Source organism: Burkholderia sp. HI4860, from assembly GCF_002223045.2.
In the GTDB taxonomy this organism is placed as follows: Bacteria; Pseudomonadota; Gammaproteobacteria; order Burkholderiales; family Burkholderiaceae; genus Burkholderia.
This window is the reverse complement of record NZ_NKFO02000004.1, coordinates 90404-114720: the sequence shown is the minus strand read 5'-3', so window position 1 is coordinate 114720 and position 24317 is coordinate 90404. Positions and strand designations below refer to the sequence as shown.

22 protein-coding genes and 7 pseudogenes are annotated in these 24317 nt (G+C 59.6%); 23 read left to right on the top strand and 6 right to left on the bottom strand.

Annotated elements, in window-relative coordinates; genetic code table 11:
• Positions 1-23 precede the first annotated feature (23 nt).
• From CFB34_RS33405 to CFB34_RS33365, 9 genes and pseudogenes are all read left to right on the top strand, one after another.
• Positions 24-2054: a copper resistance system multicopper oxidase gene (locus CFB34_RS33405; protein ID WP_027810005.1), complete on the top strand. Its 2031-nt coding sequence runs from the start codon at positions 24-26 to the stop codon at positions 2052-2054.
• Positions 2055-2062: 8 nt separating this feature from the next.
• Positions 2063-2935, top strand: a complete 873-nt coding sequence (locus tag CFB34_RS33400) for a copper resistance protein B (RefSeq protein ID WP_089444650.1) — start codon at positions 2063-2065, stop codon at positions 2933-2935.
• An 84-nt stretch (positions 2936-3019) separates the two neighbouring features.
• Positions 3020-3406, top strand: a complete 387-nt coding sequence (copC, locus tag CFB34_RS33395; protein WP_027810007.1) for a copper homeostasis periplasmic binding protein CopC — start codon at positions 3020-3022, stop codon at positions 3404-3406.
• A gap of 5 nt (positions 3407-3411) precedes the next feature.
• Positions 3412-4335, top strand: coding sequence for a copper homeostasis membrane protein CopD (gene copD, locus CFB34_RS33390; protein ID WP_034175672.1), 924 nt, complete (start codon positions 3412-3414; stop codon positions 4333-4335).
• 233 nt (positions 4336-4568) lie between these two features.
• Positions 4569-4856 (top strand): DUF4148 domain-containing protein, encoded by a 288-nt coding sequence (locus CFB34_RS33385; protein ID WP_075687087.1) that lies wholly within the window; start codon positions 4569-4571, stop codon positions 4854-4856.
• A gap of 881 nt (positions 4857-5737) precedes the next feature.
• Entirely contained in the window at positions 5738-6109 is a 372-nt protein-coding gene (locus CFB34_RS33380) for a hypothetical protein (RefSeq protein WP_143282329.1), read from the top strand.
• Between the two features lie 253 nt (positions 6110-6362).
• Positions 6363-6736, top strand: a pseudogene (locus CFB34_RS33375) (creatininase family protein); the annotation flags it as partial.
• An 87-nt stretch (positions 6737-6823) separates the two neighbouring features.
• The gene (locus tag CFB34_RS33370) at positions 6824-7816 is read left to right on the top strand and encodes an IS5-like element ISBmu2 family transposase (RefSeq protein ID WP_006412423.1); all 993 of its coding nucleotides are present in this window, start codon (positions 6824-6826) and stop codon (positions 7814-7816) included.
• A 128-nt stretch (positions 7817-7944) separates the two neighbouring features.
• Positions 7945-8067: pseudogene (locus tag CFB34_RS33365) on the top strand (creatininase family protein); the annotation flags it as partial.
• A gap of 10 nt (positions 8068-8077) precedes the next feature.
• Here CFB34_RS33365 and CFB34_RS33360 read toward each other — a convergent pair.
• Together CFB34_RS33360 and CFB34_RS33355 are read right to left on the bottom strand one after the other, a co-directional pair.
• Positions 8078-8473, bottom strand: a pseudogene (locus CFB34_RS33360) (IS4 family transposase); the annotation flags it as partial.
• Positions 8437-9627: pseudogene (locus CFB34_RS33355) on the bottom strand (IS66 family transposase); the annotation flags it as partial. The pseudogenes CFB34_RS33360 and CFB34_RS33355, both read right to left, overlap by 37 nt.
• A gap of 219 nt (positions 9628-9846) precedes the next feature.
• Between CFB34_RS33355 and istA the strand changes: the two are divergent.
• Positions 9847-11358, top strand: coding sequence for an IS21 family transposase (istA, locus tag CFB34_RS33350; protein ID WP_027809980.1), 1512 nt, complete (start codon positions 9847-9849; stop codon positions 11356-11358).
• Positions 11359-11362: 4 nt separating this feature from the next.
• A complete protein-coding gene (istB, locus tag CFB34_RS33345; RefSeq protein WP_012213993.1) occupies positions 11363-12151 on the top strand; it encodes an IS21-like element ISBmu1 family helper ATPase IstB in 789 nt (262 codons plus the stop codon).
• An 84-nt stretch (positions 12152-12235) separates the two neighbouring features.
• On the opposite strand, the pseudogene CFB34_RS33340 reads toward istB, so the two are convergent.
• From CFB34_RS33340 to CFB34_RS33325, 4 genes and pseudogenes are all read right to left on the bottom strand, one after another.
• Positions 12236-12607 (bottom strand): annotated as a pseudogene (locus tag CFB34_RS33340) (transposase); the annotation flags it as partial.
• A 31-nt stretch (positions 12608-12638) separates the two neighbouring features.
• A complete protein-coding gene (tnpB, locus tag CFB34_RS33335) occupies positions 12639-12989 on the bottom strand; it encodes an IS66 family insertion sequence element accessory protein TnpB (protein WP_027810102.1) in 351 nt (116 codons plus the stop codon).
• Positions 12965-13441: a transposase gene (locus tag CFB34_RS33330; protein WP_027810101.1), complete on the bottom strand. Its 477-nt coding sequence runs from the start codon at positions 13439-13441 to the stop codon at positions 12965-12967. The genes tnpB and CFB34_RS33330 overlap by 25 nt, the downstream gene beginning before the upstream one ends.
• Before the next feature lie 47 nt (positions 13442-13488).
• Entirely contained in the window at positions 13489-14553 is a 1065-nt protein-coding gene (locus tag CFB34_RS33325; RefSeq protein WP_077186797.1) for an IS4 family transposase, read from the bottom strand.
• A 131-nt stretch (positions 14554-14684) separates the two neighbouring features.
• Between CFB34_RS33325 and CFB34_RS33320 the strand changes: the two are divergent.
• The 12 genes and pseudogenes from CFB34_RS33320 to CFB34_RS33265 form a co-directional block, all read left to right on the top strand.
• A pseudogene (locus tag CFB34_RS33320) lies at positions 14685-15038 on the top strand (creatininase family protein); the annotation flags it as partial.
• Between the two features lie 101 nt (positions 15039-15139).
• Positions 15140-15628 carry a DUF411 domain-containing protein gene (locus tag CFB34_RS33315; RefSeq protein WP_077186796.1) on the top strand — a complete coding sequence of 163 codons (489 nt, stop codon included), beginning with the start codon at positions 15140-15142 and terminating at the stop codon, positions 15626-15628.
• A 353-nt stretch (positions 15629-15981) separates the two neighbouring features.
• Positions 15982-16292, top strand: a pseudogene (locus CFB34_RS33310) (integrase); the annotation flags it as partial.
• Positions 16293-17579: 1287 nt separating this feature from the next.
• Entirely contained in the window at positions 17580-17915 is a 336-nt protein-coding gene (locus CFB34_RS33305) for a metalloregulator ArsR/SmtB family transcription factor (protein WP_027810097.1), read from the top strand.
• Positions 17912-18391, top strand: coding sequence for an ArsI/CadI family heavy metal resistance metalloenzyme (locus CFB34_RS33300; protein ID WP_027810096.1), 480 nt, complete (start codon positions 17912-17914; stop codon positions 18389-18391). Before CFB34_RS33305 ends, CFB34_RS33300 begins: the two co-directional genes overlap by 4 nt.
• Before the next feature lie 9 nt (positions 18392-18400).
• A complete protein-coding gene (locus CFB34_RS33295) occupies positions 18401-18895 on the top strand; it encodes an arsenate reductase ArsC (RefSeq protein WP_027810095.1) in 495 nt (164 codons plus the stop codon).
• 16 nt (positions 18896-18911) lie between these two features.
• The gene (locus CFB34_RS33290; RefSeq protein ID WP_027810094.1) at positions 18912-19406 is read left to right on the top strand and encodes an arsenate reductase ArsC; all 495 of its coding nucleotides are present in this window, start codon (positions 18912-18914) and stop codon (positions 19404-19406) included.
• A gap of 64 nt (positions 19407-19470) precedes the next feature.
• The gene (arsB, locus tag CFB34_RS33285; RefSeq protein ID WP_027810093.1) at positions 19471-20544 is read left to right on the top strand and encodes an ACR3 family arsenite efflux transporter; all 1074 of its coding nucleotides are present in this window, start codon (positions 19471-19473) and stop codon (positions 20542-20544) included.
• A 1-nt stretch (position 20545) separates the two neighbouring features.
• Positions 20546-21778, top strand: coding sequence for an MFS transporter (locus tag CFB34_RS33280; protein ID WP_027810092.1), 1233 nt, complete (start codon positions 20546-20548; stop codon positions 21776-21778).
• A complete protein-coding gene (arsC, locus tag CFB34_RS33275; RefSeq protein WP_027810091.1) occupies positions 21775-22197 on the top strand; it encodes an arsenate reductase (glutaredoxin) in 423 nt (140 codons plus the stop codon). The genes CFB34_RS33280 and arsC overlap by 4 nt, the downstream gene beginning before the upstream one ends.
• Positions 22175-22912 carry an arsenical resistance protein ArsH gene (arsH, locus tag CFB34_RS33270; protein ID WP_077186795.1) on the top strand — a complete coding sequence of 246 codons (738 nt, stop codon included), beginning with the start codon at positions 22175-22177 and terminating at the stop codon, positions 22910-22912. The genes arsC and arsH overlap by 23 nt, the downstream gene beginning before the upstream one ends.
• Before the next feature lie 309 nt (positions 22913-23221).
• The gene (locus tag CFB34_RS33265; protein ID WP_006412423.1) at positions 23222-24214 is read left to right on the top strand and encodes an IS5-like element ISBmu2 family transposase; all 993 of its coding nucleotides are present in this window, start codon (positions 23222-23224) and stop codon (positions 24212-24214) included.
• Positions 24215-24317 lie beyond the last annotated feature (103 nt).

Sequence of the window (24317 nt, the reverse complement as noted above, 5' to 3'; positions counted from 1 at the left end):
CAATATCAACTGGATACTGATAGATGCGATCGAATATCAGCAGACGAACCTTCGTGAAAGGCCTAGGCGCAGCCGGCTTGGTCGGCGGTTTGGGGATCTGGCGCCCGCAGGTCTGGGCGATGACAAGCCCGGACCAGCCTCGCGTGCAGGCGGGTAACGACTTCGATCTGTCCATCTCCGAAGCGCCGATCAATATTACCGGCCGGGCGCGAACTGCCACGATGATCAATGGGACGTTGCCCGGTCCTGTTCTGCGGTGGAAGGAAGGTGACGTCGTTACCTTACGCGTTGCGAATCGTATGTCCGATCAAACTTCGATTCACTGGCACGGGATTATCGTGCCTGCCAACATGGACGGCGTGCCAGGACTGAGTTTCAACGGAATCGACCCCGGCGAGACCTATACCTATCGCTTCAAAGTAAAGCAGCACGGAACTTACTGGTATCACAGCCACTCGTCGTTGCAAGAGCAAACCGGTGTGTATGGTCCGCTCGTGATCGATCCGAAGGATCCTGAGCCATTTAAGTACGATCGCGACTACGTGGTCATGCTCTCGGATTGGACCGACGAGAACCCTAAGCGCGTAAAAGCCAAGCTCAAGAAGCAATCGAATTACTACAACTTCCATCAACGAACGTTCGGGGATTTCATCCGAGACGTCAAGAAGGACGGTCTGAGCGCGACCATCGCTGACCGGAAGATGTGGGCTGAAATGCGCATGAGTCCTACCGACCTCGGCGACGTCAGCGCGTACACCTACACCTATCTCGCCAATGGGCTTGCGCCGAATGGAAACTGGACGGGAATCTTCCGTCCTGGCGAGCGAGTGCGCCTTCGTTTCATCAATGCTTCCGCGATGACCTATTTCGATGTCCGTATCCCCGGGCTGCGAATGACAGTGGTTGCCGCTGACGGCCAACCGGTCAAACCCGTCAGCGTCGACGAGTTTCGTATCGCAGTGGCCGAGACCTATGACGTCATTGTGGAGCCGACCTCCGAACCGGCGTACACCATCTTCGCGCAATCGATGGACCGGACGGGCTACGCGAGAGCGACGTTGGCTGTGCGCCAGGGCCTCTCGGCGCCGGTTCCGATGCTTGATCCTCGTCCGTTGGTTACGATGGACGATATGGGGATGGGGGGTATGGCAGGAATGGACCATGGCTCCATGGGGGGCATGACTGGAATGGACCATGGGTCGATGCAAGGTATGTCCGGAATGTCAGGCATGAGTGATGACTCGATGCAGGGTATGAGTAGCATGTCGGGGATGGACCACGGTTCTATGCAAGGCATGAGCGGCATGTCCGGAATGGATGGCGGTGCAATGAAGGGCATGGGTGATATGTCCGGCATGGATCATGGTTCGATGCAAAGCATGTCCGGGATGGACCACGGCTCCATGCAAGGCATGAGCGGCATGTCCGGAATGGATGGCGGTGCAACGAAGGGCATGGACGATATGCAGGGAATGAGCCACGCATCCATGTCCGGCATGAATCACGGTTCAATGCAGGGCATGGGCGCAATGCAGTCCCATCCTGCGACGGAAAATGGTAATCCGCTCGTCGATGCGCAAGCAATGAGCCCAACCCCGCGGCTTGACGATCCTGGCATCGGTTTGCGAAACAATGGTCGGCGGGTGCTGACATACTCCGATCTGCGAAGTACGTTTGCGGATCCAGACGGCCGCGAACCTGCTCGAACGATCGAATTGCATTTGACCGGCCATATGGAGAAATTTGTCTGGTCGTTCAATGGCGTCAAGTTCGGAGATTCTCAGCCCATTCGTCTCAAGTATGGTGAGCGGGTCCGGTTGGTGTTGGTTAACGACACGATGATGACTCATCCGATACATCTGCACGGTATGTGGAGCGATCTCGAAGACGACCAAGGTCGTTTCATGGTCCGCAAGCACACCATCGATATCGCGCCTGGCTCCAAGCGTAGCTATCGCGTCACAGCCGACGCGCTTGGTCGTTGGGCCTACCATTGCCACCTTCTTTTCCACATGGAGACTGGCATGTTCCGCGAAGTGGCTGTAGAGGAGTGAGGGCTCTCATGTTCGAAAAAAAGCAATATGGGAAATTTGCCGCCACGGCCGCGACCGTAATGTTTGTCACCATGGCGCCCGTATCGGCAATGGCCGAGTCCTCAGGATCGAATCAATCGGCAGGAGTGGGGGAGCCGACCATGCAACCGATGGAGTCCTCGCCGAAAAGCGTGCCATCGCCGGTACCGCCATTGACGGATGAAGACCGTAAAGCGGTCTTCACCGGCGGCCACTTGCATGATATGGGCGATAAGGAGATCAACTATCTGTTCCTGCTCGATAACCTCGAGTGGCAGAACGGCAGCGATGGCGGTGTTCTGAACTGGAATGGAACCGGGTGGGTCGGAGGTGACGTCGATCGTCTCTGGTTGCGGTCGGAAGGGAAACGGACAACGAAGGGACTTGAAGACGCCGAAGTTCAAGCGCTTTGGGGGCACTCGATCGGCCCTTGGTGGGATGTGGTTGGAGGAGTTCGCCATAACTTCAAGCCGGGAAGGTCGCAAACGTGGGCGGCTGTTGGTATTCAGGGACTCGCGCTCTACAACTTCGAAACGCAAGCCACTGCGTTCGTCGGACAGAGTGGACAAACGTCGATGCGCCTCGAAGGGACCTACGATTTCCTGATCACAAATCGCCTGATTCTTCAGCCGTCGCTGGAACTCAACATATATGGAAAAAGCGATGCAGCAAGAGAGCAGGGGGCTGGTTTGGCGAACAGTTCCTTGGGTTTGCGTTTGCGATATGAGGTCGATCGTCAGTTTGCGCCATACATTGGCATTACCTGGGATCGTTCATACGGCAACACCGCGCGCTTTGTTGAGCACGAGGGCGGGCGCCGGAACGAGGTGTCGTTCGTGGCCGGCGTACGTGTGTGGTTCTGAAACGCAGAAGCTTGCTTGCCGTACGGTGATTGAAAGTAGGGCAACAAGATAACTATCACTATTTACTTGAAAGGGAGATTTACTATGTCGCTCCAACGTTTTGTTTCGAGAACTTTCGTCGCTGCTGCTGGCCTCGTAGTCGCAACGGCTGCATTTGCTCACCCGAAACTGCTCTCGTCGACGCCGCAGGACAACACTGAAGGCTCCGCACCTCAGAAGATCGAACTTCACTTTTCGGAGAATCTGATGACTCAGTTCTCCGGTGCGGGCCTTGTGATGACGAGCATGCCGGGGATGACGGACCATTCCGCCATGAAGATCGCAGCCAAGGTTTCCGGAAGCGATGATCCCAAGACGATGGTGATTACTCCTGCTCAACCGCTCACGGCCGGTACGTATCGAGTCGACTGGCGCGCCGTGTCGTCCGACACGCACCCGATCACCGGGAAGATCACGTTTATTGTGAAGTGAATATTATGGACAGCTGGGTAAACATCGCAATTCGGTTCATTCTTTACATGGACCTGATGCTGCTCTTTGGCCTCCCGCTTTTTGGTCTGTATGCCTTGCAGCATCACGAGCGTCGATCCCTGCACATCACGAGACAATTTTCCGCCATCCTCGGCGGAGCGGCCGTAGTCGGGATTGTGATGTCCTTACTCAGCATGCTCGTACTGGCAAAGATGATGACGGGCGCGGAAGATTATTTCAGCGTGAGTCGGCACGCTTTTGAGATGATTGTGTCTGGCACGGCGTTGGGCGCAGCATGGGTCCTTCGACTCGTCGCACTCAGTGTCGCCCTCGTAGTCACGCCGCTTTTGGTGCGTCGCCCGACGTACGGATTCGCGATCACCGCCAGTGCCGGATTGATCGCGTTGGCCACCTTGGCTTGGGGTGGTCATGGGGCAATGGACAGCGGTGGCAAAGGTGTGCTTCATCTGTCGGCCGACATTCTTCATCTTGCTGCCGCGGGCGGATGGGTGGGCGCCTTGACGGCCTTTGTATTGCTGCTTCGCGTAAACCATGCATCACCGAATCAACAATTCGAGCTTTTGCAAAGGACATTGGCCGGCTTTGCCGCGATTGGGACAATGATCGTTCTGACGCTCACCGCAACCGGGCTGATCAACTACGGCATGATCTCCGGACTCACACTTAGTGGTTTGACATCGACGTTGTACGGCCAGCTCTTGTTGACTAAGCTGGGGTTTTTCGCTTTGATGCTCGCGCTTGCTGGGGCGAATCGCTTTCACTTGACGCCACGTCTCGAAGAGAAAATGCGAATCGGAGATCATGTTGGTGCAATAGCTGCTTTGCGCAAGAGCTTGTTGATCGAGTCGGGTGCGGCGACGGCGATCCTCCTGTTAGTCTCTGTACTCGGCCTCCAAAGTCCGCAATAAGGTTTTCCTCCTATTGGGCGAAGGCTCGCGAGCTCGCTCAAATTTTGCCCCCTTAATCGAATTAAAACACAACGGCGTCCATATATATGAGCGCCGTTAATCGCATTCAAGAATTGGGGCCATGGAAACAATCCTCAATGGCGCTCAGATTTCAGAATCTTAATCTATCAGCCATGCATTCGTCGGGTGCGTTGCGTAGTATTCATTTGTAGTTCCCTGACATGGAGGATTGTATGAAAATCGCAACTATCTTGATCGCAGTCGCCAGCTTTGCGACGATTTACCCTGCGTTCGCTGATTCCGGTATGTCACAAGACAGCGGTGTCGGATACTCGAGTGCCGCGAATAGCCAATCGGGAAACCCGGTGCGCGGAAAAACGAGGGCGGAAGTATACGCGGAGCTGATTCAGGCCCAAAAGGACGGTCTAATCCCGAGTAGCAAATCGGATTATCCGCCGAGCGAAGCAACTATCCAGAGAAATCGCGAGCTTTATCGGTTGGGACGTTTTTCGTCAAACTAAATGATGCTGTAAATCCGTGGATCGGTGGTACTTGCATATGGCTATTTGGGAATTGTGGTGATACGAAAAGGCATCTCTTGCAAGTACGCCGATCGAAGTGAATTTGCTTTTATTCCGCTCAGGTGGCTCCCAAAACGAGATTTGCGATGCAATTGAAGGCCTGGAGGAGATATGAAGACTTTTCGCCACAAGTACATGCTGTTGGCGAGCTGCATCACGTTGCTGCTTTCCGCTTGTGCAGCAAGGAGTGTGACCGCCGAATCTGGAAAGGTCAGCCAAGCCGAGGAGAGCTCGAAAATTCAGGTGCCGAAATCGTACCCTTGTCAAAATCTTCACGTCAAGACCGGAAATTGCCCGCCTCGGTAACTCCGGATAGGGCTGATGATGTTCGGCAGATACGTGACGTCCCGGGATGCCGCTGAACAGATTTTTTGAATCGGTATGGTGGAAGAAATGAAGACTTCAAGATTGCTAGTTATGCTTGGTGTGCTTTCTATCTCGGCTGCCGCATTTGCGAATGGCATGCCGGAAAGCAAGTACAATGAACTTCAAAAGCATGTAAGGACCGAATCGACGCGAGATCCTTATCTGCGGTCACATCAGGATAGGACTCAATCGACATTTTCAAAACATGCTGTCGGTGTTTATAGGAAAAAATAATATGACCGACCATCCCGCGCCGTGATCTTGCTTCTCTCCGTGCCCCTCCAACCTTTCCAGTCTTGAATCGGGTGTGCTCGTCTACTCCAAACATATCAAGGAATGTGGTAAATTTTGCGAGGTTGGATTCTATGCGGTCTTTTTTGCGGCCTCATCTGCGTTCCATCGTGTTTGCGTTGCGCTGTATGTGACAAAGATGTAATGCTGCTGCCACGCTGCAATTGGGTGAATTCCTGCATGCTTGTGACCATTGCGATCACGCGGGTTTTGATGCAGAACGGAAGGCCCTCGGATCGTTCAAGTTAATTGCCTGGGAGATTGAAATGAAAGAGATAGCAGCTTTTGTAGCCCTGACCATCGCGCTCGTTTCGAGTTTGATCGCTGCACCGGCATTCGCCGATGCGGACCACAAGTATCCGCAATTGCCGAGCGTAGCCGCGAGCGCCAACGCACAAGCAGCTGGTGCCACGGTGCGGAAGGAATATGGGCAGGACGGCTATGGCAACGACGCCACGAGCGCCGCGCAAAGCGGTGTGCGCTCGGCTTCCGAATCGTTCATGATCAACGACCGCTCGCTATACCGCAATCCGTGATCTTCACCGTCCACGCAGGTGAGCCATCCCACGTCGTCCTCACCCTAGCGTCTAAGCGAGAAAGGCGCTAACCGTGTGGCTCACCTTTTATGCCCCGGGCAGTATTGTCCGGGGCACTTTTTTTTGCGAATCATTGCGGGCTAGTGGAGCGGACGCCAACTTGTACTTCGCGACGTGCCGAAGCCTGTTCGTTTGGTAGAAAGTGCGAGTAGACTCGTGAGCCGAGTTCTCCAATTTGCCTGGTGAGTCCGGTATGCAATTCATCCTTCAAGTCGCTTGTGCCGCCACTGTCGCTTTGGCAGCGACACATTCTGTCTTGGCGCAGACGTCTCAGACGATTCAACTAGAGGACTTGACCTGGACCGAACTGCGTGATCAGATCCACGCCGGCAAGACCACTATCGTCGTTCCCATCGGCGGAACTGAGCAAAGCGGGCCGTAGTCGCGCTTGGCAAGCACAACGCGCGCGTCGGGGTGCTATCTCGGCGCATCGCGGAGGGTCTCGGCAACGCGCTCGTCGCCCCCGTGATTGCCTACGTTCCAGAGGGCGGCTATGCGCCACCCACGTCCCACATGCGCTTTCCCGGTACGATTACGGTGCCTGACGACGTATTTGAAAGGACCCTAGGGAAACGCTGATTTATTCGGCTCGGCGGTCATCGCAGACGTAGCCGAGGACGTTTAGAAGACAGCTCACGGAACGGACCCACGACGATGAAGAGGCAGATCGGCTTCGCGGAAGCGGAAATTGCAGGCAAGAAGCGAGTGACGAGGCGCCAACGCTTCCTGGAAGAGATGGAGAAGGTCGTTCCGTGGCAGCGCTTGCTGTCGGCCATCGAACCGCACTATCCGAAGGGCACGCGAGGTCGCCCGCCGATTGGCCTTGAGCGGATGCTGCGAATCTACTTCGTGCAACAGTGGTACGGACTGTCGGACGAAGGACTGGAAGACGCGCTGTATGACAGCATCACGCTGCGAGCCTTCGCCGGCATCGATCTGGCGATCGAGAACGTGCCTGATGCAACCACGCTGTTGAAGTTCCGGCGCCTGCTGATCGAACACGAACTGACACGGAAGTTGTTCGACGAGATTGGCATCTCGCTGTGCGAGCGTGGGCTGATGATGAAGGAAGGCACGCTGGTTGACGCGACGATCATTGAAGCGCCGCCGTCGACCAAGAATGCCGGGAAGAGCCGTGACCCGGAAATGCATCAAACGAAGAAGGGCAACGAATGGCACTTTGGCATGAAAGCCCACATTGGCGTCGACGCCGACTCGGGCCTGATTCACAGTGTGGTTGGCACGGCGGCCAACGTGTCGGATGTATCGCAAGCTCATGCCCTGCTGCACGGGCATGAAGAGCAGGTGTTCGCCGACGCGGGCTACATTGGCGTCGACAAGCGCGAGGAAATGGCGGGCAAGGCCGTGAAGTGGCACGTCGCTGCCAGGCGGGGAAAGATCAAGGCGATGCAAGAAGGAGCGCTGAAGGACCTGGTGATCGCGCTCGAGCGAACCAAGGCGCAGATCCGTTCGCGGGTTGAGCATCCGTTTCATATCGTCAAGAATCTGTTTCAGCATCGCAAGACCCGATACAAGGGCTTGGCCAAGAACACCGCGCAACTGTTCAGCCTGTTCGCTCTGGCGAATCTGGTGATTGCGCGAAATCTGTTGCGATCGGTCCATGGGAGCAGTCCGTCATGCGTATGAAAAATGCGAGCAGGGGAGGCTCGCTTACGCGCCAAATTCACTGAATTGAGCGCCGATTCGCTTCGTCATCCAGAAAATTTGAAGCCATCTCGCCTGCAACTTCGGAAGTTGGTCCATTGATCAGCGTTTCCCTAGAGTCCGCCGCTCACAGTTTCAAAATTCACGGCTTCGTGAATATCGTTTTTCTCGGGGACCATGGCGGCTATCAGGACGACATCAAATGCGTGGTAGCGCGACTTAATAGGCCCTGGACGCATGTCGTTATACAGAAGTGCCGGCGTCACCGTCATCGCGTAATAAGCGCATGGTTTCCGCGGCGATATGAACTTTCGTGAGTCCCTTCCAGATCGTCTCAGCGCCGGGTTCGCCGTCGCTCTTGCGAGCGAGGAATCCACCGAGACGCGCGACCAAGCGCAGCACTTCGTTGAGCTTGGGTTGCGCAGATCGAGGCGTTTTCGTAAGCAGGTACGCAGCCCGAATTTCATCGGGATCGAAGAACAGACGCGCGTCCAAATCAGGGCAGGTGCGCCCCAGCCGCATCAGATAGGTCACGCGCCAAGCCACCACAAGGAACAGCGCCAACGCGCGCTCAAGTGTATGCGGTCTTTTAACGACACCCATCAGAGGTTGGGAGTGGCAGGCATGCTCCATGGCATGAGGGCCGCGTAGTCGTCGGCGGTTGCAGCGAGAGGCAGCTTCGTGAACAGCCAGACGAGGTAGCGATACGGTTCGATGCCGTTCGCCTTGTACGTCTCGACGAGGGAGTACAGATTGGCGCTGGCCTGCGCGCCGGCGACAGTGTCGGAGAACAGCCAGCCTTTGCGGCCGACGACGAACGGTCTGATCGCGTTTTCACACAGGTTGTTCGAGAGTGGCCAGTTGCCGTTCTCGATGTAGCGGACCAGCTTGGGCCATTGCCCGCTCATGTATTGCAGCGCCTTGCCGAGCAGACTCGACGGCACGACGGCGGGCAGATGCTCGACCATCATGCGTTCGACGAGGGAGAGCACTCGGGCGCTGTATCGGGTACGCAATCGCTGCCGGCGTTCAGGCGTCCACTTCGCGCTTCGCGCCTCGGCCGTGAACAGCTTGCCGATCAGCTTAACGAAGCGCGTGGCCAGCAGATCCGATGAGCGTGCCGCTTTCGGCACCGACTCCTCGGCCTTGATGAAGCCGCGGCGTACATGCGCCCAGCATCCGAGATGCACGAGCTGGTGATCGTGGGCGATGCCGTTATAGAGTTCGTACCCGTCCGTCATCAGCACAGTGTCGGGCTGCACGCCGGCATAGAGCTTCTGCGCATGTTGGGCACCACGTCCCGGCGAGTACGAGAACATCCGCACGGGCGGCCCTGAGCCGTTGACCTGCGCCCACAGGTAGCTCTTTGCCTGCGGCCTTCGTCCCGGTTCCTTCAGCACCTGGAACGTTGTCTCGTCGCCGTAGATCAGGTCGGATTCGAGCAGCGCGTCACGCATCAGGTTGATCACCGGCTGCGTAGCAAGCCCCACTCGCACCACGCTAGCGGCCAGCGTGTTCGACAAGATGTCGCCGCCGAAGCGACGCAGCAGCGTGGCCTGGCGATACAGTGGCATGCCGTATTGGTACTTGCCAGTGATGATCCACGCCAGCGCGGATTCCGTGAGCAGCCCGCGAGGGATGATGCGCGTCGGCGCTGGCGTGACCTTAATGCCGAGATCACAGCAAGGGCAGGCGTACTTGACCCGCTGGTGCTGAACGACGCGCACTTGCTCGGGAATCACGTCGAGCTGTTCGCTCGTTTCTACGCCAATCTCGACGAGGGCGTGGCCGTCTGTCACGGGGCGGCGCTATGGAGCCAATGCGGGGTCGGCATAAGGGCGCCACTTGAGGGGCGGCACATAGGCGCCAGTCCAAGGGCGGCGTAATGGCGCCACGTTAGGGGCGGCGCATAGGCGCCAGCAGCATCAGGGCGAGAACGCGGTTCGAACTTTCCGAGTCGGTACGCTCCGTTCTTTTTGAACGGAGCGTCCATGGCCAACAGGAGGTTCGAATTGTTTGAATACCGCCAAGTCCTTGTCCGCATGCGGCAAGGCGATTCTGACCGCGACATCGCGCGCGGCGGTTTGATGGGGCGCAAGAAGCTGACGACCGTGCGCCGCGAGGCTGAAGCGCGTAGTTGGCTGGATCCGGTGCAGCCGCTGCCGGACGACGCTACGATCGCGGGTGTCTTCGGGCGCACGCCGCACCTGCCGCACACCTGTGTGTCGACGGTTGAGCCATATCGCGAACAGGTCCGCGAATGGCTTGCCGCCGGCGTTCAGGGCACCACGATCCATGCCGCCCTTCAACGCAATCATGGCTACGCCGGCAGCTATTGTGCCGTGAAGCGCATGCTGCGCCATCTGGCTGCCGAGCGCAGCGTGGCCACCACAACGATCCTCGACTTCGCACCGGCCGACGCCGCGCAGGTCGACTTCGGCGCGGGACCCGTGCTGACGGTCGAGGGCATTGCGGTCCGGACGTGGATCTTCGTGATGACGTTGTGCTGGTCGCGCCACCAGTATGCCGAGATCGTGCTGGACCAGACCGTCGAGACGTGGCTCGCCAGCCACCGGCGCGCCTTCGAATGGTTCGGCGGCTGTCCCGACCGGGTCATCATCGATAACGCGAAGTGCGCGATCATCCGGGCGTGTCGATACGAGCCGGCGGTGCAACGCTCGTACGCCGCGCTTGCCGAGGGATATGGATTCCGGATCGACGCCTGTCCGCCGCACGATCCCCAGAAGAAGGGCGTCGTCGAATCGGGCGTCAAATACGTCAAGAAGTCCTTCGTGCCGCTGCGCGAGTTCCGGGATCTGGCCGACGCCAACCGGCAACTGCGCGAATGGGTGATGCAGCAGGCCGGCACTCGTATCCACGGCACCGTCCACGAACGGCCGCTGACGCGCTTCGGCGTCGAGCGCCCGTTGCTCGCTGCATTGCCGGACGTGCCGCCGGTACTGTCGGTCTGGAAGGAGGTGGCGGTCCATCGCGACGGCCACGTCGTCTACAAGCACGCGCTGTACTCTGCACCGTTCACGCTCGTCGGCAAGTCGCTCTGGCTGAAGGCGACCGATACGGTCATCCAGCTGTTCCATCGGCATGAACTCGTCGCAACCCATCCGCGGCAGCGGGCCGGCGGTCGCCACACGGTGCGAGATCACCAGCCGCCCGAAGCGCAGGCCTGGCTCGAGCACGATCCGCAGTGGTGTCTGGCGCGCGCGAAGGAGATCGGGCCGTCGTGCCACGGCGTGATCCTCGCGCTGTTCAACGACAAGGTGCTCGTCAACCTGCGCGGCGCGCAGGGGATCATCCGGCTGCGACAGAAAGTCGGCGATCAGAGGCTGGAAGCAGCCTGCGAGCGTGCGCTCGCGTTCAGCAGCGCGAAGTACAGCACCATCAAGGGCATCCTCGACAAAGGCCTGGACAGCGAACCGGTGCCGCGTCCCGCGTCGGCCCCGACTGGCGCTTACCAGAACGGCGGCCGCTTCGGCCGTGATCTCCAATCCCTGCTGATCCACTGACACCATGAACCCGAGTCCCGAATTGAATTCCATCCTCAAACAGCTGCGCCTGTCCGGCATCCTCGACTCGCTTGAGCAGCGCAACCGTCAGGCGATCGACGGGCAGCTCGCCTATACCGAGTTCCTTGCCATGCTGCTGCACGACGAGGTTGCCCGTCGCGAACACAAGAAGCTCGGCACCCGTCTGCTGCGCGCCGGCTTCGCGATGGGCAAGACGCTCGAGACGTTCGACTTCGACCGGCTGCCTACGTTGAACCGCTCACACGTTCATGATCTCGCGACAGGCCGGTATCTCGACGAGAAGGTCGCGATCCTGATCGCCGGTCCAACCGGCACCGGCAAAAGCCACTTGGCCCAGGCGCTGGGCCACTGCGCCGCCCGCCAAGGCCGCGATGTGCTGTTCATCTCGCAGACCGAGCTGCTCAAGCGATTGAACGCCGCGCGCGCCACCGGCGCCTATGACCGCAAGTTCCAGCAGTACGCCCGGGTGCCGCTGCTGATCGTCGATGACTTCGCGCTCAAACCGCTACGTACCCCGCAGGACGAGGACTTCCACGATCTCGTCGCGGCCCGCTACGAGCACGCGGCGACCATCCTGACGTCGAATCTCGACTTCGGTGAATGGGGCGCCGCGTTCCCCGACAACCGCATCCTCGGCACCGCCACACTCGACCGACTACGCCACGGCGCCTACCGGCTCGTCCTCGAGGGCGACAGTTACCGCACCCCGAAACCGATGCCAGATCCCCCTCAAAATGCAGTTGCCAAAAACGGCAAAAAACCGCAACCTTGAAACCGTTCGAATCCGCGTTTTACCCCCGGTTCTGCTGGCGCCATTACGCCGCCCATCCCCGGCTCCTTTACGCCGCCCCGCGACACCGTCGTGCGCGCAGAATCGTTCAGCTTCTGGCAACTCGTGCCGCACGACCTCGCGCGGCAGGCTCGGATTGAGTGGTTTGCGCCCGCGCTTGCCGCGCGTGTGGGCGGCGACCGAGGTGCCGGGCACGTCTTCACGCGCGGGCGCGTCGGCAGTCGCCGCCAATGCCTCTGCTTCGTTGAACAGGCCGAGCTGGTCGGCATGGCGCGCCTCGCTCGATGCACCGAACAGTTCGTGCTTGTAGGCCCGCAGCTTCTCTTCGGCCAGATCGCGCTGGGCCGTCACGAGTCGAAGCTCACCGCGCAGCGCATCGCGTTCGGCGAGCAGTGCCTGGTATTCCTCAACACTCGGCATGACGGGGCTGTTCGGCATGGCCGATTAGACCATGTCACCCGCGCGGTGTTCAGCTCATCCGCGCGTAATATCGCTGGGGATGCTTCTGGATCACGGCCAGGTCGATGCCGTCGAGCAGCCAGTGCAATTGCTCGGCGCTGAGCGTGATTGTGTCGCCTCCGTTCGGCCAGATGAAGCGATCGGCTTCGAGTCGCTTGAGCAGCAACCAGAAGCCGTTGCCGCCCCAGCCGAGAATCTTGATTCGATCGCGCCGGCGGTTGCCGAAGACGAACAGCGCCGAGGTCATCGGGTTCAGGCGCATCGCCTGTTCGACCAGGATCGACAGTCCGTTGATGCCCATGCGGAAGTCGACTGGATCGCGATGCAGATAAACCTTCAGCCCTTCGTCGAACCGGAACATGGCAGCCTCCCGAGCATTTGCACAACGGCCGTCAGTTCATCGAAGTTCGCCGGGCCCAATTCTAAGGAAACGCCGTTTGGCAGGTGCACATTCAGTGAGAATGCCGCAGCCAATTTAGTCGGAGTGGGAGCAACCGCGGAGGTGACGACCTGCATAAAGGCTGATTCCTCATGCACGGAAGCCGCCGGCAGCTCGACGCGAGCCTCTCGTGACGGCTCCGTCACGGAGCTGACTATCTCGCCCGCGGCTTGTTCGCGCTGATACTTGGAAATCCACGTCCGAACGAGGTTTGGATTGACGTCGTGCTCCATGGCCGTCCGCGCGATCGACACCCCGGGCTTCAGACACGCCTGTATCAATTCGCGCTTTGCATCCTCGTCGTACTTACGCCGTCCGTCTCGCTTGCGATCGACCACCAATCGGCTCTGCAAACCTCCGCGTTGCTCGTTCATGCACACCTGTCCACGCTCATTGAACATGGACACGTAGCCTCGGTGAATCAGCCTCGCCGTGCAATGGCGTCAATCAAAGAGCGCTTACGCTCAAGTCGCTCAATCGTGCCCAACTGCAGTTCTTCGACCTGACAGCCGTTCTTCAGAACGTTGAACAGGATTTCGATTTCCCATCTGGCCCGATACCACTCGATCAATTCCGTCGCTTCATCCAGCGTGGTCGCCGTACGGTTAGTCAGCAAGCGCCATTCGATCGGCTTCACACCGGCTGGTGCGTCAAACTCGCGCGCGACCAGGCACGTTGCAGCGACGCTTTTGCCCTTGCTCGCAGGCAACTGCACGCGCCGCAGCCACAGGCGCTGGCGCACCGTGCGCGCTTTCACACCTTGGCGCGCGGCCATCGGGAAGGCGATTTCGCCCACCGCTTCGTCGTGCGTGGCGTACTCCCACAACTTATCGCCTTCGGGCAGGCTGCGGTTATGCGCGGCACGTACCAGCCAGTCGGCCGGGTTGCCCAACGCGTCGGCGCGCTCCATCAACGCCATCAAATCCGCTTCGCGGTCGGCCACATACAGCAGACGGGTCGAGGACATATCCGGCGCCATCTCGGCGATGCGCTCGTAGCCTTCGATCCAACGCAAACTTTCCTTCGGGCCACCACGTCGGCCCGAGTCGTCCTTCTTCTCGCGGGCCCACATCCATACGTCAAGGATGCCCAACGGCTCGCGCTGCGGCGTCACCGCATAGGTCGGATGAACAAACATCCCGCGCTGCGCCTCATACGTCAGCGGCCCCAATCCGAGCGCATCCTGACCATTGAAATCAAGCTCGGTGGTGTCTTGAAGACAGAGCACAACCTGATGCGTTTGCATCCGCTTTTGCGTCTGCTGCCAATGCGGCTCCAGAATCGCATGCCACTGGACCTTCTCGTTATCGAAGAAGCGGTACGCCGCTATCGTTTCGCCCCAACCGTGACATGCCTGCGGCACGCTGGCCGTCGGGTCCGCCGCCATCCTTTCCATCAAAAGCCTCGCTCGCTTGTTCAGGCGCGCGTCGCCAAGGTCCAGTTGCTCGAATTCCGTTTGTGTCCAGGGCGTCGATTCGGTGACCAAGGCATCCGCTCAAAAGCGGAGAGTAGACGCGATCCGCCGACAGTTTACAAGCGCCGCTCTATGTCATTGAAAGTAAACGGGCTTCGTCGCCGTCGCCGAACAACGAGGACGTTGTGTATAACGACATGCCCTGGACGGGGTCACGCGCGCGTGCGTTCGTCCCATCAGAATATTATGCGTCGAGTTTTGACGGCTACGCGCAGATTTTGCGCGAGCGTCGCGTGCGAAGCGACGAGATCGGTACGCACGCCGGACTCGCGGACACATCATTGCAACTGGCGGTTGTTCCGCAAATGGTGCGTGTCGAAGAACTGCGCAACGCGGCTAAACCCGGGGTTGCGGATGGAGTCTATGGCGGCGACCCGCGTCACGCAAGCTCGGAGTTCGGGCAGCTCGGCGTTGAAGCAATTGTCGCCCACACCGTCAAGGCGATCAACACCCAACCTGGGCGCTACTCCCTTGGGGACACTGGTAATATCCGCTAATGCCATGCAACAGTACAGTACGCTCAATACTTGGCAAGTTGATCATGTCCGGTACTGGATAGTTTCCGCCGATATACCCATTCAATTAAGGAGGAGTTTGTATGAAAAAGCCTTTGAAGGTCGGATCGATTTCACACGCAAGGCGATCAGTCGTGGCCGGGTTGGCACTTTTGCCCGTCATAGCGTTTTCGCAGGAGACTGCTGGCAAGCCTGTCGTGCAAGTATGGAAGACACCAACCTGCGGTTGCTGCGAAGACTGGGTATCACATCTCAAGAACAACGGCTTCAAGGTGGCCGTGCAAAATGTCGACGATACAGTCGAGGCAAGACGTAAAGCAGGCATGCCTGATCGCTACGCTTCGTGCCATACGGGTATCGTGCAGGGATATGCTATCGAAGGACATGTTCCGGCTCGTGAAATCAAGCGCCTTCTGCGCGAGCGACCGAAAGCAATCGGATTGGCTGTACCTTCCATGCCGATTGGGGCTCCTGGTATGGACGGGCCGGCATATAACGGACGCCACTTGCCGTACAACGTCATGTTGGTGAGTCGCGATGGACAAACCAGCATATTCCAATCGTACAGATGAGATGCCGTGCCTCTGCGGCCGCGGATGCTATCACTGGTGGAATCGATTCGCCTGATTGATAGTCGATGGCGGTAAAATCCGCGCTTTTCGGGCGGCCCCAAGGTGTAGCGATGCGGCTTGGTGATTAGTGTGATCGCAACTAATCGTTCGTCGCGATCCGATTAAGTTTTGGGGCGAGCACGTAGAAAACCATCGGATAGATTAGTACGAGCCGTCGATCGCGCGCTCAGAGAATAGCGAAGCGCCCACTCTCGAAGCGGTGCGCAACGGCGATCGTGACGCGCGATGCCGTCACGGACGAATCCCGAGCCGAGGCCTTTGGCGCGGCAACGCAGCCGGCGACTGCCTGAACGATGGCCGACCGTTCCCTGCAGCAGCTGGCACAGATGCCGTTGCGCAGCTACAGCCGTACCGAATTCACAGCTTTGCGCGCGCGCGTTCAAGGCCTGGCGATCGAGATGATCGAGCGGCTGTCCTTCGATCGCGATGCGGATGAGCGGGCCGACGTCGCGCAGCGCTGCGTACGATGCGCGACGACTTGGTCGCGGCTGCGCTGCGCGACGGTTCGCCGGTGCTGAAGTCGCAGCTGCAGGCGACGATAGAGAAATGCGGTGAGGCGCGCCTGACGCTGATGTCGCTGCAGATGATCGAGCAGGTGGCCGGAACGCATTCCGACGTCGAGGTACAGGAGCGTCGACTTCATGCCGAAAGCCCGCACCAGGCAACGGCCGCCTTCAGGCGGTCGTTGGTATCTGGCGCGCGATCTGGTGAATAAGTATGGCGGGTGGCCGACAGTATGGGACGTTTCCGGGACTGAAGCCGAAGTTCTCGACGCGCTTGAGCGTTACCTTAAAATGTGCAAAATGTCGACGTTAGTATCTGTTATGTAAAATCATTCGGATTGCTATCAAATAAGGTGAGCGCCAATGGAATTGGAACCTCGGAGCATTCTCGCGCCCGGAACAGGTCTGCTAGAGATCTTGGGATGCGGGATTGCTTGGATCGCCGTTGTCGCAGCACTTATCTATCTTTTCGGAAGGTTGAATAAGACTGCGGGGGTAACTGCGGGGATTGTCGGTATGGTCGGCGGCTGCGCGATACTGATCCTGCACTTCATACAGTGATACGTTGAGAATCGCGCAACGTCCAATATGCTGTATTACCCGCCGGACGCAGCAAGCAACCGCTTTTTGCTTCCGACGGCCGTTGAATAGGGAGCACTGACGATGTCGTTACTAGCCGGATGGTTTTTCGAGGGAGCGATGCTGCGCCACACGCCGTCGCTCACGGACCTTGCTGTTTGGGAAATCGCGTCCGGGGGAAGTTCGAAATCGCCGGCAACGCGCGAGCAACCAGACGGGCTCCAAATGACAAGGAGGCGCACGCTCGCAGTTGCTGTCAATGGTCGGAACATGATCCTCCGAGGTGACCTCGATCGTCTCCCCGGGCAGGGGGAGTCCGTCCGCATGCTGGGCCTCCTCTATGCACGCCCGGACAGCGCGGCGGCCGAATTCGGAGGAACGAGGTGGTACGAGATCCGCCGTGACGGCGATTCGTACCGTGCTACCCCGACTTAAGACGCAGGCGACTTGGCCTCTAGAGTTGCAGTACCGTTCGTCGCACAACTACTGACGGACGCTCACCAGCGCCCCCTAATCCGCCCTATCGATGTCCACGCCGGCTACGTTAGAGTCGGCTTCGACCACGAGCTCCCGATGAAGGCCTCCCCTTGATTTTCGTGCGCTTTACCGGTGTTGCGCGCGGTAGGCCTGGTAAGGGTCTGCGGCCAGGCCCTTAAATAATGTTCAGCGAATTCAAGGGCTTCCTGATCGTCGCTTCATCTATTCTCCAGAGGGCTCCGTCCACGACTCTGGGTGCGCCGCTGGCTCTGGAGATCAGCAAGCGGACGAAATTCTTGCCTCTAATTCGATATTTCGACTAATATGGAATCATGGAAACGAACCAAACTATTGCCGCCCTTGCGGCGCTTGCCCACGAGTCCCGGCTCGCCGTCTTCCGCGCCCTCGTACAGGCCGGGCCGGAAGGCATGCCGGCCGGGCAGATTGCAACACTGCTGGACGTGCCGCCGTCGTCGCTCTCCTTTCATCTGAAGGAGCTGGCGCATGCACAGCTTGTCACCAGCCGGCAGGAAGGTCGCTTCGTTTTCTATTGCGCGAACTTCGCCACGATGAACAGCCTGCTGGCCTATCTCACGGAGAACTGTTGCGGCGGCAATCCCTGCTCGCCAGTTGGTGCATGTTCTCCATCCAAGGAGCAACAATCATGAAGCGCTTTCACGTGCACCTCAGCGTGCCGAATCTCGCTGACAGCATCCATTTCTATTCGGCGCTGTTCGCCGCCGAACCGACCGTCGTCAAGACCGACTATGCGAAGTGGATGCTCGACGATCCCCGTGTCAACTTTGCGATCTCGCAGCGCGGCGCTGCGGCCGGCCTCGATCACCTCGGCGTACAGGTCGAAAACGATGCCGAGCTGGCCGAAATGCACGAGCGTCTCAGCGACGCCGCACTGCCCCTCGACGAACAAACGGGTACGACGTGTTGCTACGCGCGCTCCGACAAGTACTGGACGGTGGACCCGCAAGGCATTGCATGGGAGACGTACCAGACGCTCGGGAACGTCCCGACCTATGGCGAATCCCGTAATGCGCAGCCGGCCGAATCGAATGCCGACACTGCCGCTTGCTGTACTCCTGCGCGCGGCAATCCGACCGGCGCGGCCGTGAAATCTGCCTGCTGCTGAGGTCCAACCATGAGCGACAAGCGCTACAACGTGCTGTTCATCTGCACCGGCAATTCCGCACGATCGATCCTGTCGGAGGGGCTACTGAACCAGCTCGGCGACGGGCGTTTCGTTGCCTACTCCGCCGGCAGTCATCCGAAAGGCGAGGTGAACCCGTTCGCACTGCGCGAGCTGGCACGGTGGCACTTGTCGACCGAAGGGTATCGAAGCAAGAGCTGGGACGAATTCGCCGCGCCAGACGCGCCCGCGCTCGACTTCGTTTTCACTGTGTGCGACAAGGCCGCCGGCGAAGTCTGCCCGATCTGGCCCGGTCAACCGGTTACCGCACATTGGGGCGTGCCCGACCCGGCCGATGTCGAGGGCTCCGATGAACAGAAGCAGCAGGCCATGCACGACGCCGCGCTGACGCTGAAGCGTCGGATCGACCTGCTGCTGTCATTGCCGCTCACCAAACTCGATAACGTCGCACTGGAGAAATCGGTGCGCGATATCGGCCAACAGTAAATCCGGATGTTTTGACATGACTACGAACGTACTGATCCTCTGCACCCACAACTCGGCGCGCAGCGTGCTGTCGGAAGGGATGCTCAATCATTGGGCCGCGAAGCTCGGCAAGGATGTACGCGCGTACAGCGCAGGTAGCGCGCCGAGCGGTCGCCTCAATCCGTTCGCGCTGGAAGCGCTGACGAACGCCGGCGTCGACGTCGACGGCTATCGCAGCAAAAGCTGGGACGAATTCGTCGGCGACGGCGTACCGGAAATGCGCGTCGTCATCACCGTGTGCGACAGCGCGGCGGCGGAAACCTGCCCATACTGGCCCGGCAGCCCGGTCAAAGTCCATTGGGGCTACGCCGATCCGTCGAATGCGACGGGCGGTGACGAAGGCAAGCGCCTCGCGTTCGAACTCACACGTCAGGCGATCGGCTACCGCATGCTGCAGTTGCTGGCGCTACCGCTTGACCGCATGAGCAATGCCGAACTCCAGACGGCGTTGACTGAGATCTCGCAAACCTGATCATTCGCGCGGCGGTCTGCCGAAACTAGCGGCCGCCAACGACTTCGAGACTGAACCCTGTCCAATGAACACGTCCAACATCGCCCCGCCCGGCAAGGCCGTCGCAAAGCCCTCCATCAACTTCTTCGAACGGTACCTGACCGTCTGGGTCGCGCTGTGTATCGTCGCCGGCATCGCGCTCGGCCAGGTGCTTCCCGGCCTGTTCCAGCAGATCGGCCGGATGGAGTACGCGCAGGTGAACCTCCCGGTCGGACTGCTGATCTGGGTGATGATCATCCCGATGCTGGTCAAGGTCGACTTCGGCGCATTGCACGAAGTGCGTCAGCACGTCAAAGGCATCGGCGTCACGCTCATCGTAAACTGGCTGGTCAAGCCGTTCTCGATGGCATTCCTCGGCTGGCTGTTCATCCGCCACCTGTTCGCGCCGATGCTGCCGGCGGATCAGCTCGACAGCTACATCGCCGGCCTGATCCTGCTCGCTGCGGCGCCGTGCACGGCGATGGTGTTCGTATGGAGCCGGCTGACCGGCGGTGATCCGCTGTTCACGCTGTCCCAAGTTGCTTTGAACGACAGCATCATGGTGATCGCGTTCGCGCCGCTGGTAGGGCTGCTGCTCGGCATGTCCGCGATCACGGTGCCGTGGGCGACGCTGCTTACGTCGGTCGTGCTCTACATCGTCATTCCGGTGATCCTCGCGCAGGTCTGGCGCAAGGTGTTGCTCGCGAAAGGACAGGCGGCGTTCGATGCCGCGATGGCGAAGATCGGCCCGTGGTCGATCTCCGCACTGCTGGCCACGCTGGTGCTGCTGTTCGCGTTCCAGGGCGAAGCGATCCTGAAGCAACCGCTGGTGATCGCGCTGCTCGCTGTGCCGATCCTGATTCAGGTGTTCTTCAATTCGGCGCTCGCGTACTGGCTCAATCGTGCGATCGGCGAAAAGCACAACATTGCATGCCCGTCGGCGCTGATCGGCGCGTCGAACTTCTTCGAGCTGGCGGTCGCGGCCGCGATCAGCCTGTTCGGTTTCCATTCCGGTGCGGCGCTGGCCACCGTCGTCGGTGTGCTGATCGAAGTACCGGTCATGCTTCTGGTGGTGCGCATCGTGAACCAGTCGAAGGGCTGGTACGAGTGCCGGACCTGACATGTCCAACAGGACGCCCCGTCCGCGCGCTTGGCTGACGCCCTCGCTCGGGCTGACGCAGATCATCGGGTGGGGTTCGATGTTCTACGCGTACGGCGTCCTGATGCAGCCTATGCAGGACGAGCTGGGGCTGTCGAAACCGATTGTCGTTGGTGCTTACTCGGTGGCGCTACTGATCTCCGGGCTGTGCTCCACGTCGGCTGGCGCCATCATCGATCGCATGGGTGGGCGCTTGCTGATGGCAACCGGATCGCTACTTGCGGCGCTCATGCTTGCTTGCCTGTCACGCGTGCATGGCGTTGTAGGGCTGTATCTCGCATGGGCCGGCATTGGCGTCGCAATGAGCGCGACGCTGTATCAGCCCGCGTTCGCGGTCATTACGCAGGCGTTCGGCACCAACTATCGCCGGGCCATCACGCATCTGACCTTGTTCGGCGGCTTCGCCAGCGCGGTTTTCTGGCCGCTGACGCAAACCCTGTTGCAGCATGCCGGGTGGCGAGAGACATGGCTTCTCTATGCCGTGGCGAACCTGCTGGTCTGCCTACCCATTCACGCCACCTTACCGAAGCGCGGCAAGGCAACGCACGGGGTTGCAGCGGCGCGCACGGAAGATCCGGCTACCAACCTCATCGCTGTCCTGCGCGAGCCGGCTTTCTATCTGGTGACGGCAGCGGTCACGCTCAATGCGCTGGTGTTCGCCGCGATGTCGCTGCACATGATCCCGGTCTTGCAGGCACACGGCATTTCCGCCGCGAACGCGGCATGGGTGGGTGCGTTGGTTGGGCCGATGCAGGTTCTTGGTCGCGTGCTCGAGACGACGATCGGCAAACGCGCCAGCACGCGCCACGTCGGCATGGCAGCGATCTCCCTGTTGCCGTTGTCGTTGATCCTGCTCTTTGCATCGGGTGACTGGCTACCGTTGTACGTCGTATTCGCCGCACTGTATGGCATCAGCAACGGCATCATGACCATCGTCCGCGGAGCGCTGCCGGCGGAACTGTACGGGCGAGCTGCGTACGGGGCGATCAGCGGGGCAATGGCGACCCCGGTACAGATCGCTATCGCAGCAGGCCCGTTCGTCGCGTCACTTCTGTATGCCGCCGGGAACGGCTATCCCGGCACGCTATTGGCCTTGGCCGGTATTGGCTCGGCGGGCGCGATTCTGTTCCGCTTCGCGATCGCGCAAATCCGGCAGCAAGCCATCGACCTATCAAACAAAGGAACCTCTACATGAGCGACATCACGATTTACCACAACCCCGACTGCGGCACGTCGCGTAACACGCTGGCCCTGATCCGCAACAGCGGCGAGGAGCCCGTCGTGATCGAGTACCTCAAGACGCCGCCGTCGCGGGAAACGTTGATCAAGCTGCTGGCCGACGCGGGCCTGACCGTGCGCGAGGTGCTGCGCGAGAAGGGCACGCCTTATGCGGAACTCGGCCTTGGCGATCCGAAGTGGACCGATGAGGAGTTGCTCGATTTCATCGGGCAGAATCCGATTTTGATGAACCGGGCCATCGTGGTCACGCCGATTGGCACGAAGCTTTGCCGGCCGTCGGAAGCCGTCCTAGACATTCTGCCGAACCCGCAGAAGGGACCGTTCACCAAGGAAGACGGAGAGGTCGTGATCGATGCGGAGGGCAAGCGTGTCTGAGCATCTGAATGACCTGCCGCAGCTCGACGCTACACTGTTTCGCGTGCCGGACGCCGCTCAACTTCGGCCGGCGACGCCGTCGACTCATCCGCCCCGGCTCTTGCTTTTATACGGCTCGTTTCGCGAGCGTTCGTTCAGCCGCCTGCTGGTCGAGGAAGCCGAGCGCTTGCTCACCGCGATGGGTGCCGAGGTCCACGTGTTCAATCCGAGCGGCCTGCCGCTGCCCGATGATGCGCCCGAGAGCCACCCGAAGGTGGTCGAGCTGCGCGAGCTGGTGATGTGGGCGGAAGGGATGGTCTGGTGCTCGCCGGAACGGCACGGCGCGATGACCGGGATCATGAAGTCGCAGATCGACTGGATTCCGCTGTCGGTCGGCGCCGTGCGGCCGACGCAGGGCAAAACGCTCGCGGTGATGCAGGTCAGCGGCGGCTCGCAGTCGTTCAACGCGGTGAATCAGATGCGCGTGCTGGGCCGCTGGATGCGCATGCTGACCATCCCGAACCAGTCGTCGGTCGCGAAGGCGTTTGCTGAATTCGACGAGGCTGGGCGGATGAAGCCTTCGGCGTATTACGATCGGGTTGTCGACGTGATGGAGGAACTGGTCAAATTAACCTTGCTCACGCGCGACGTCGGTCCCTACCTGGTCGATCGGTACAGCGAACGCAAGGAAAGCGCCGAGGAACTGTCTAAGCGCGTGAATCAACGCAGTATCTGACATGCCAAAATGCCGTGACCGCGGGAATTCGCCGCGGCTTGCCGGCCGCATGAACGTCGTTAGAGCCCGAAGCATTGTCAATCGCATCCGAACACCCGATGCCGTCACCACCTGAGGACCGACACCATGCAACTTCGTGCAGCCGCCGTATCCGATCTGGTCTCAATCGAGACACTCCTGCGCGTGTCCAACTTGCCGACCGCCGGCGCGGCGGAACACCTAAGGAAACGCTGATTTATTCGGCTCGGCGGTCATCGCAGACGTAGCCGAGGACGTTTAGAAGACAGCTCACGGAACGGACCCACGACGATGAAGAGGCAGATCGGCTTCGCGGAAGCGGAAATTGCAGGCAAGAAGCGAGTGACGAGGCGCCAACGCTTCCTGGAAGAGATGGAGAAGGTCGTTCCGTGGCAGCGCTTGCTGTCGGCCATCGAACCGCACTATCCGAAGGGCACGCGAGGTCGCCCGCCGATTGGCCTTGAGCGGATGCTGCGAATCTACTTCGTGCAACAGTGGTACGGACTGTCGGACGAAGGACTGGAAGACGCGCTGTATGACAGCATCACGCTGCGAGCCTTCGCCGGCATCGATCTGGCGATCGAGAACGTGCCTGATGCAACCACGCTGTTGAAGTTCCGGCGCCTGCTGATCGAACACGAACTGACACGGAAGTTGTTCGACGAGATTGGCATCTCGCTGTGCGAGCGTGGGCTGATGATGAAGGAAGGCACGCTGGTTGACGCGACGATCATTGAAGCGCCGCCGTCGACCAAGAATGCCGGGAAGAGCCGTGACCCGGAAATGCATCAAACGAAGAAGGGCAACGAATGGCACTTTGGCATGAAAGCCCACATTGGCGTCGACGCCGACTCGGGCCTGATTCACAGTGTGGTTGGCACGGCGGCCAACGTGTCGGATGTATCGCAAGCTCATGCCCTGCTGCACGGGCATGAAGAGCAGGTGTTCGCCGACGCGGGCTACATTGGCGTCGACAAGCGCGAGGAAATGGCGGGCAAGGCCGTGAAGTGGCACGTCGCTGCCAGGCGGGGAAAGATCAAGGCGATGCAAGAAGGAGCGCTGAAGGACCTGGTGATCGCGCTCGAGCGAACCAAGGCGCAGATCCGTTCGCGGGTTGAGCATCCGTTTCATATCGTCAAGAATCTGTTTCAGCATCGCAAGACCCGATACAAGGGCTTGGCCAAGAACACCGCGCAACTGTTCAGCCTGTTCGCTCTGGCGAATCTGGTGATTGCGCGAAATCTGTTGCGATCGGTCCATGGGAGCAGTCCGTCATGCGTATGAAAAATGCGAGCAGGGGAGGCTCGCTTACGCGCCAAATTCACTGAATTGAGCGCCGATTCGCTTCGTCATCCAGAAAATTTGAAGCCATCTCGCCTGCAACTTC

What these genes read in the sequence shown, in the direction of transcription:
- CFB34_RS33405 (WP_027810005.1), top strand. Translation starts at nt 24, where the DNA reads ATGCGATCGAATATCAGCAGACGAACCTTCGTGAAAGGCCTAGGCGCA.
- CFB34_RS33400 (WP_089444650.1), top strand. Translation starts at nt 2,063, where the DNA reads ATGTTCGAAAAAAAGCAATATGGGAAATTTGCCGCCACGGCCGCGACC.
- copC (WP_027810007.1), top strand. Translation starts at nt 3,020, where the DNA reads ATGTCGCTCCAACGTTTTGTTTCGAGAACTTTCGTCGCTGCTGCTGGC.
- copD (WP_034175672.1), top strand. Translation starts at nt 3,412, where the DNA reads ATGGACAGCTGGGTAAACATCGCAATTCGGTTCATTCTTTACATGGAC.
- CFB34_RS33385 (WP_075687087.1), top strand. Translation starts at nt 4,569, where the DNA reads ATGAAAATCGCAACTATCTTGATCGCAGTCGCCAGCTTTGCGACGATT.
- CFB34_RS33370 (WP_006412423.1), top strand. Translation starts at nt 6,824, where the DNA reads ATGAAGAGGCAGATCGGCTTCGCGGAAGCGGAAATTGCAGGCAAGAAG.
- istB (WP_012213993.1), top strand. Translation starts at nt 11,363, where the DNA reads ATGAACCCGAGTCCCGAATTGAATTCCATCCTCAAACAGCTGCGCCTG.
- tnpB (WP_027810102.1), bottom strand. Translation starts at nt 12,989, where the DNA reads ATGTTCCGGTTCGACGAAGGGCTGAAGGTTTATCTGCATCGCGATCCA.
- CFB34_RS33330 (WP_027810101.1), bottom strand. Translation starts at nt 13,441, where the DNA reads ATGAACGAGCAACGCGGAGGTTTGCAGAGCCGATTGGTGGTCGATCGC.
- CFB34_RS33315 (WP_077186796.1), top strand. Translation starts at nt 15,140, where the DNA reads ATGAAAAAGCCTTTGAAGGTCGGATCGATTTCACACGCAAGGCGATCA.
- CFB34_RS33305 (WP_027810097.1), top strand. Translation starts at nt 17,580, where the DNA reads ATGGAAACGAACCAAACTATTGCCGCCCTTGCGGCGCTTGCCCACGAG.
- CFB34_RS33300 (WP_027810096.1), top strand. Translation starts at nt 17,912, where the DNA reads ATGAAGCGCTTTCACGTGCACCTCAGCGTGCCGAATCTCGCTGACAGC.
- CFB34_RS33295 (WP_027810095.1), top strand. Translation starts at nt 18,401, where the DNA reads ATGAGCGACAAGCGCTACAACGTGCTGTTCATCTGCACCGGCAATTCC.
- CFB34_RS33290 (WP_027810094.1), top strand. Translation starts at nt 18,912, where the DNA reads ATGACTACGAACGTACTGATCCTCTGCACCCACAACTCGGCGCGCAGC.
- arsB (WP_027810093.1), top strand. Translation starts at nt 19,471, where the DNA reads ATGAACACGTCCAACATCGCCCCGCCCGGCAAGGCCGTCGCAAAGCCC.
- CFB34_RS33280 (WP_027810092.1), top strand. Translation starts at nt 20,546, where the DNA reads ATGTCCAACAGGACGCCCCGTCCGCGCGCTTGGCTGACGCCCTCGCTC.
- arsC (WP_027810091.1), top strand. Translation starts at nt 21,775, where the DNA reads ATGAGCGACATCACGATTTACCACAACCCCGACTGCGGCACGTCGCGT.
- arsH (WP_077186795.1), top strand. Translation starts at nt 22,175, where the DNA reads ATGCGGAGGGCAAGCGTGTCTGAGCATCTGAATGACCTGCCGCAGCTC.
- CFB34_RS33265 (WP_006412423.1), top strand. Translation starts at nt 23,222, where the DNA reads ATGAAGAGGCAGATCGGCTTCGCGGAAGCGGAAATTGCAGGCAAGAAG.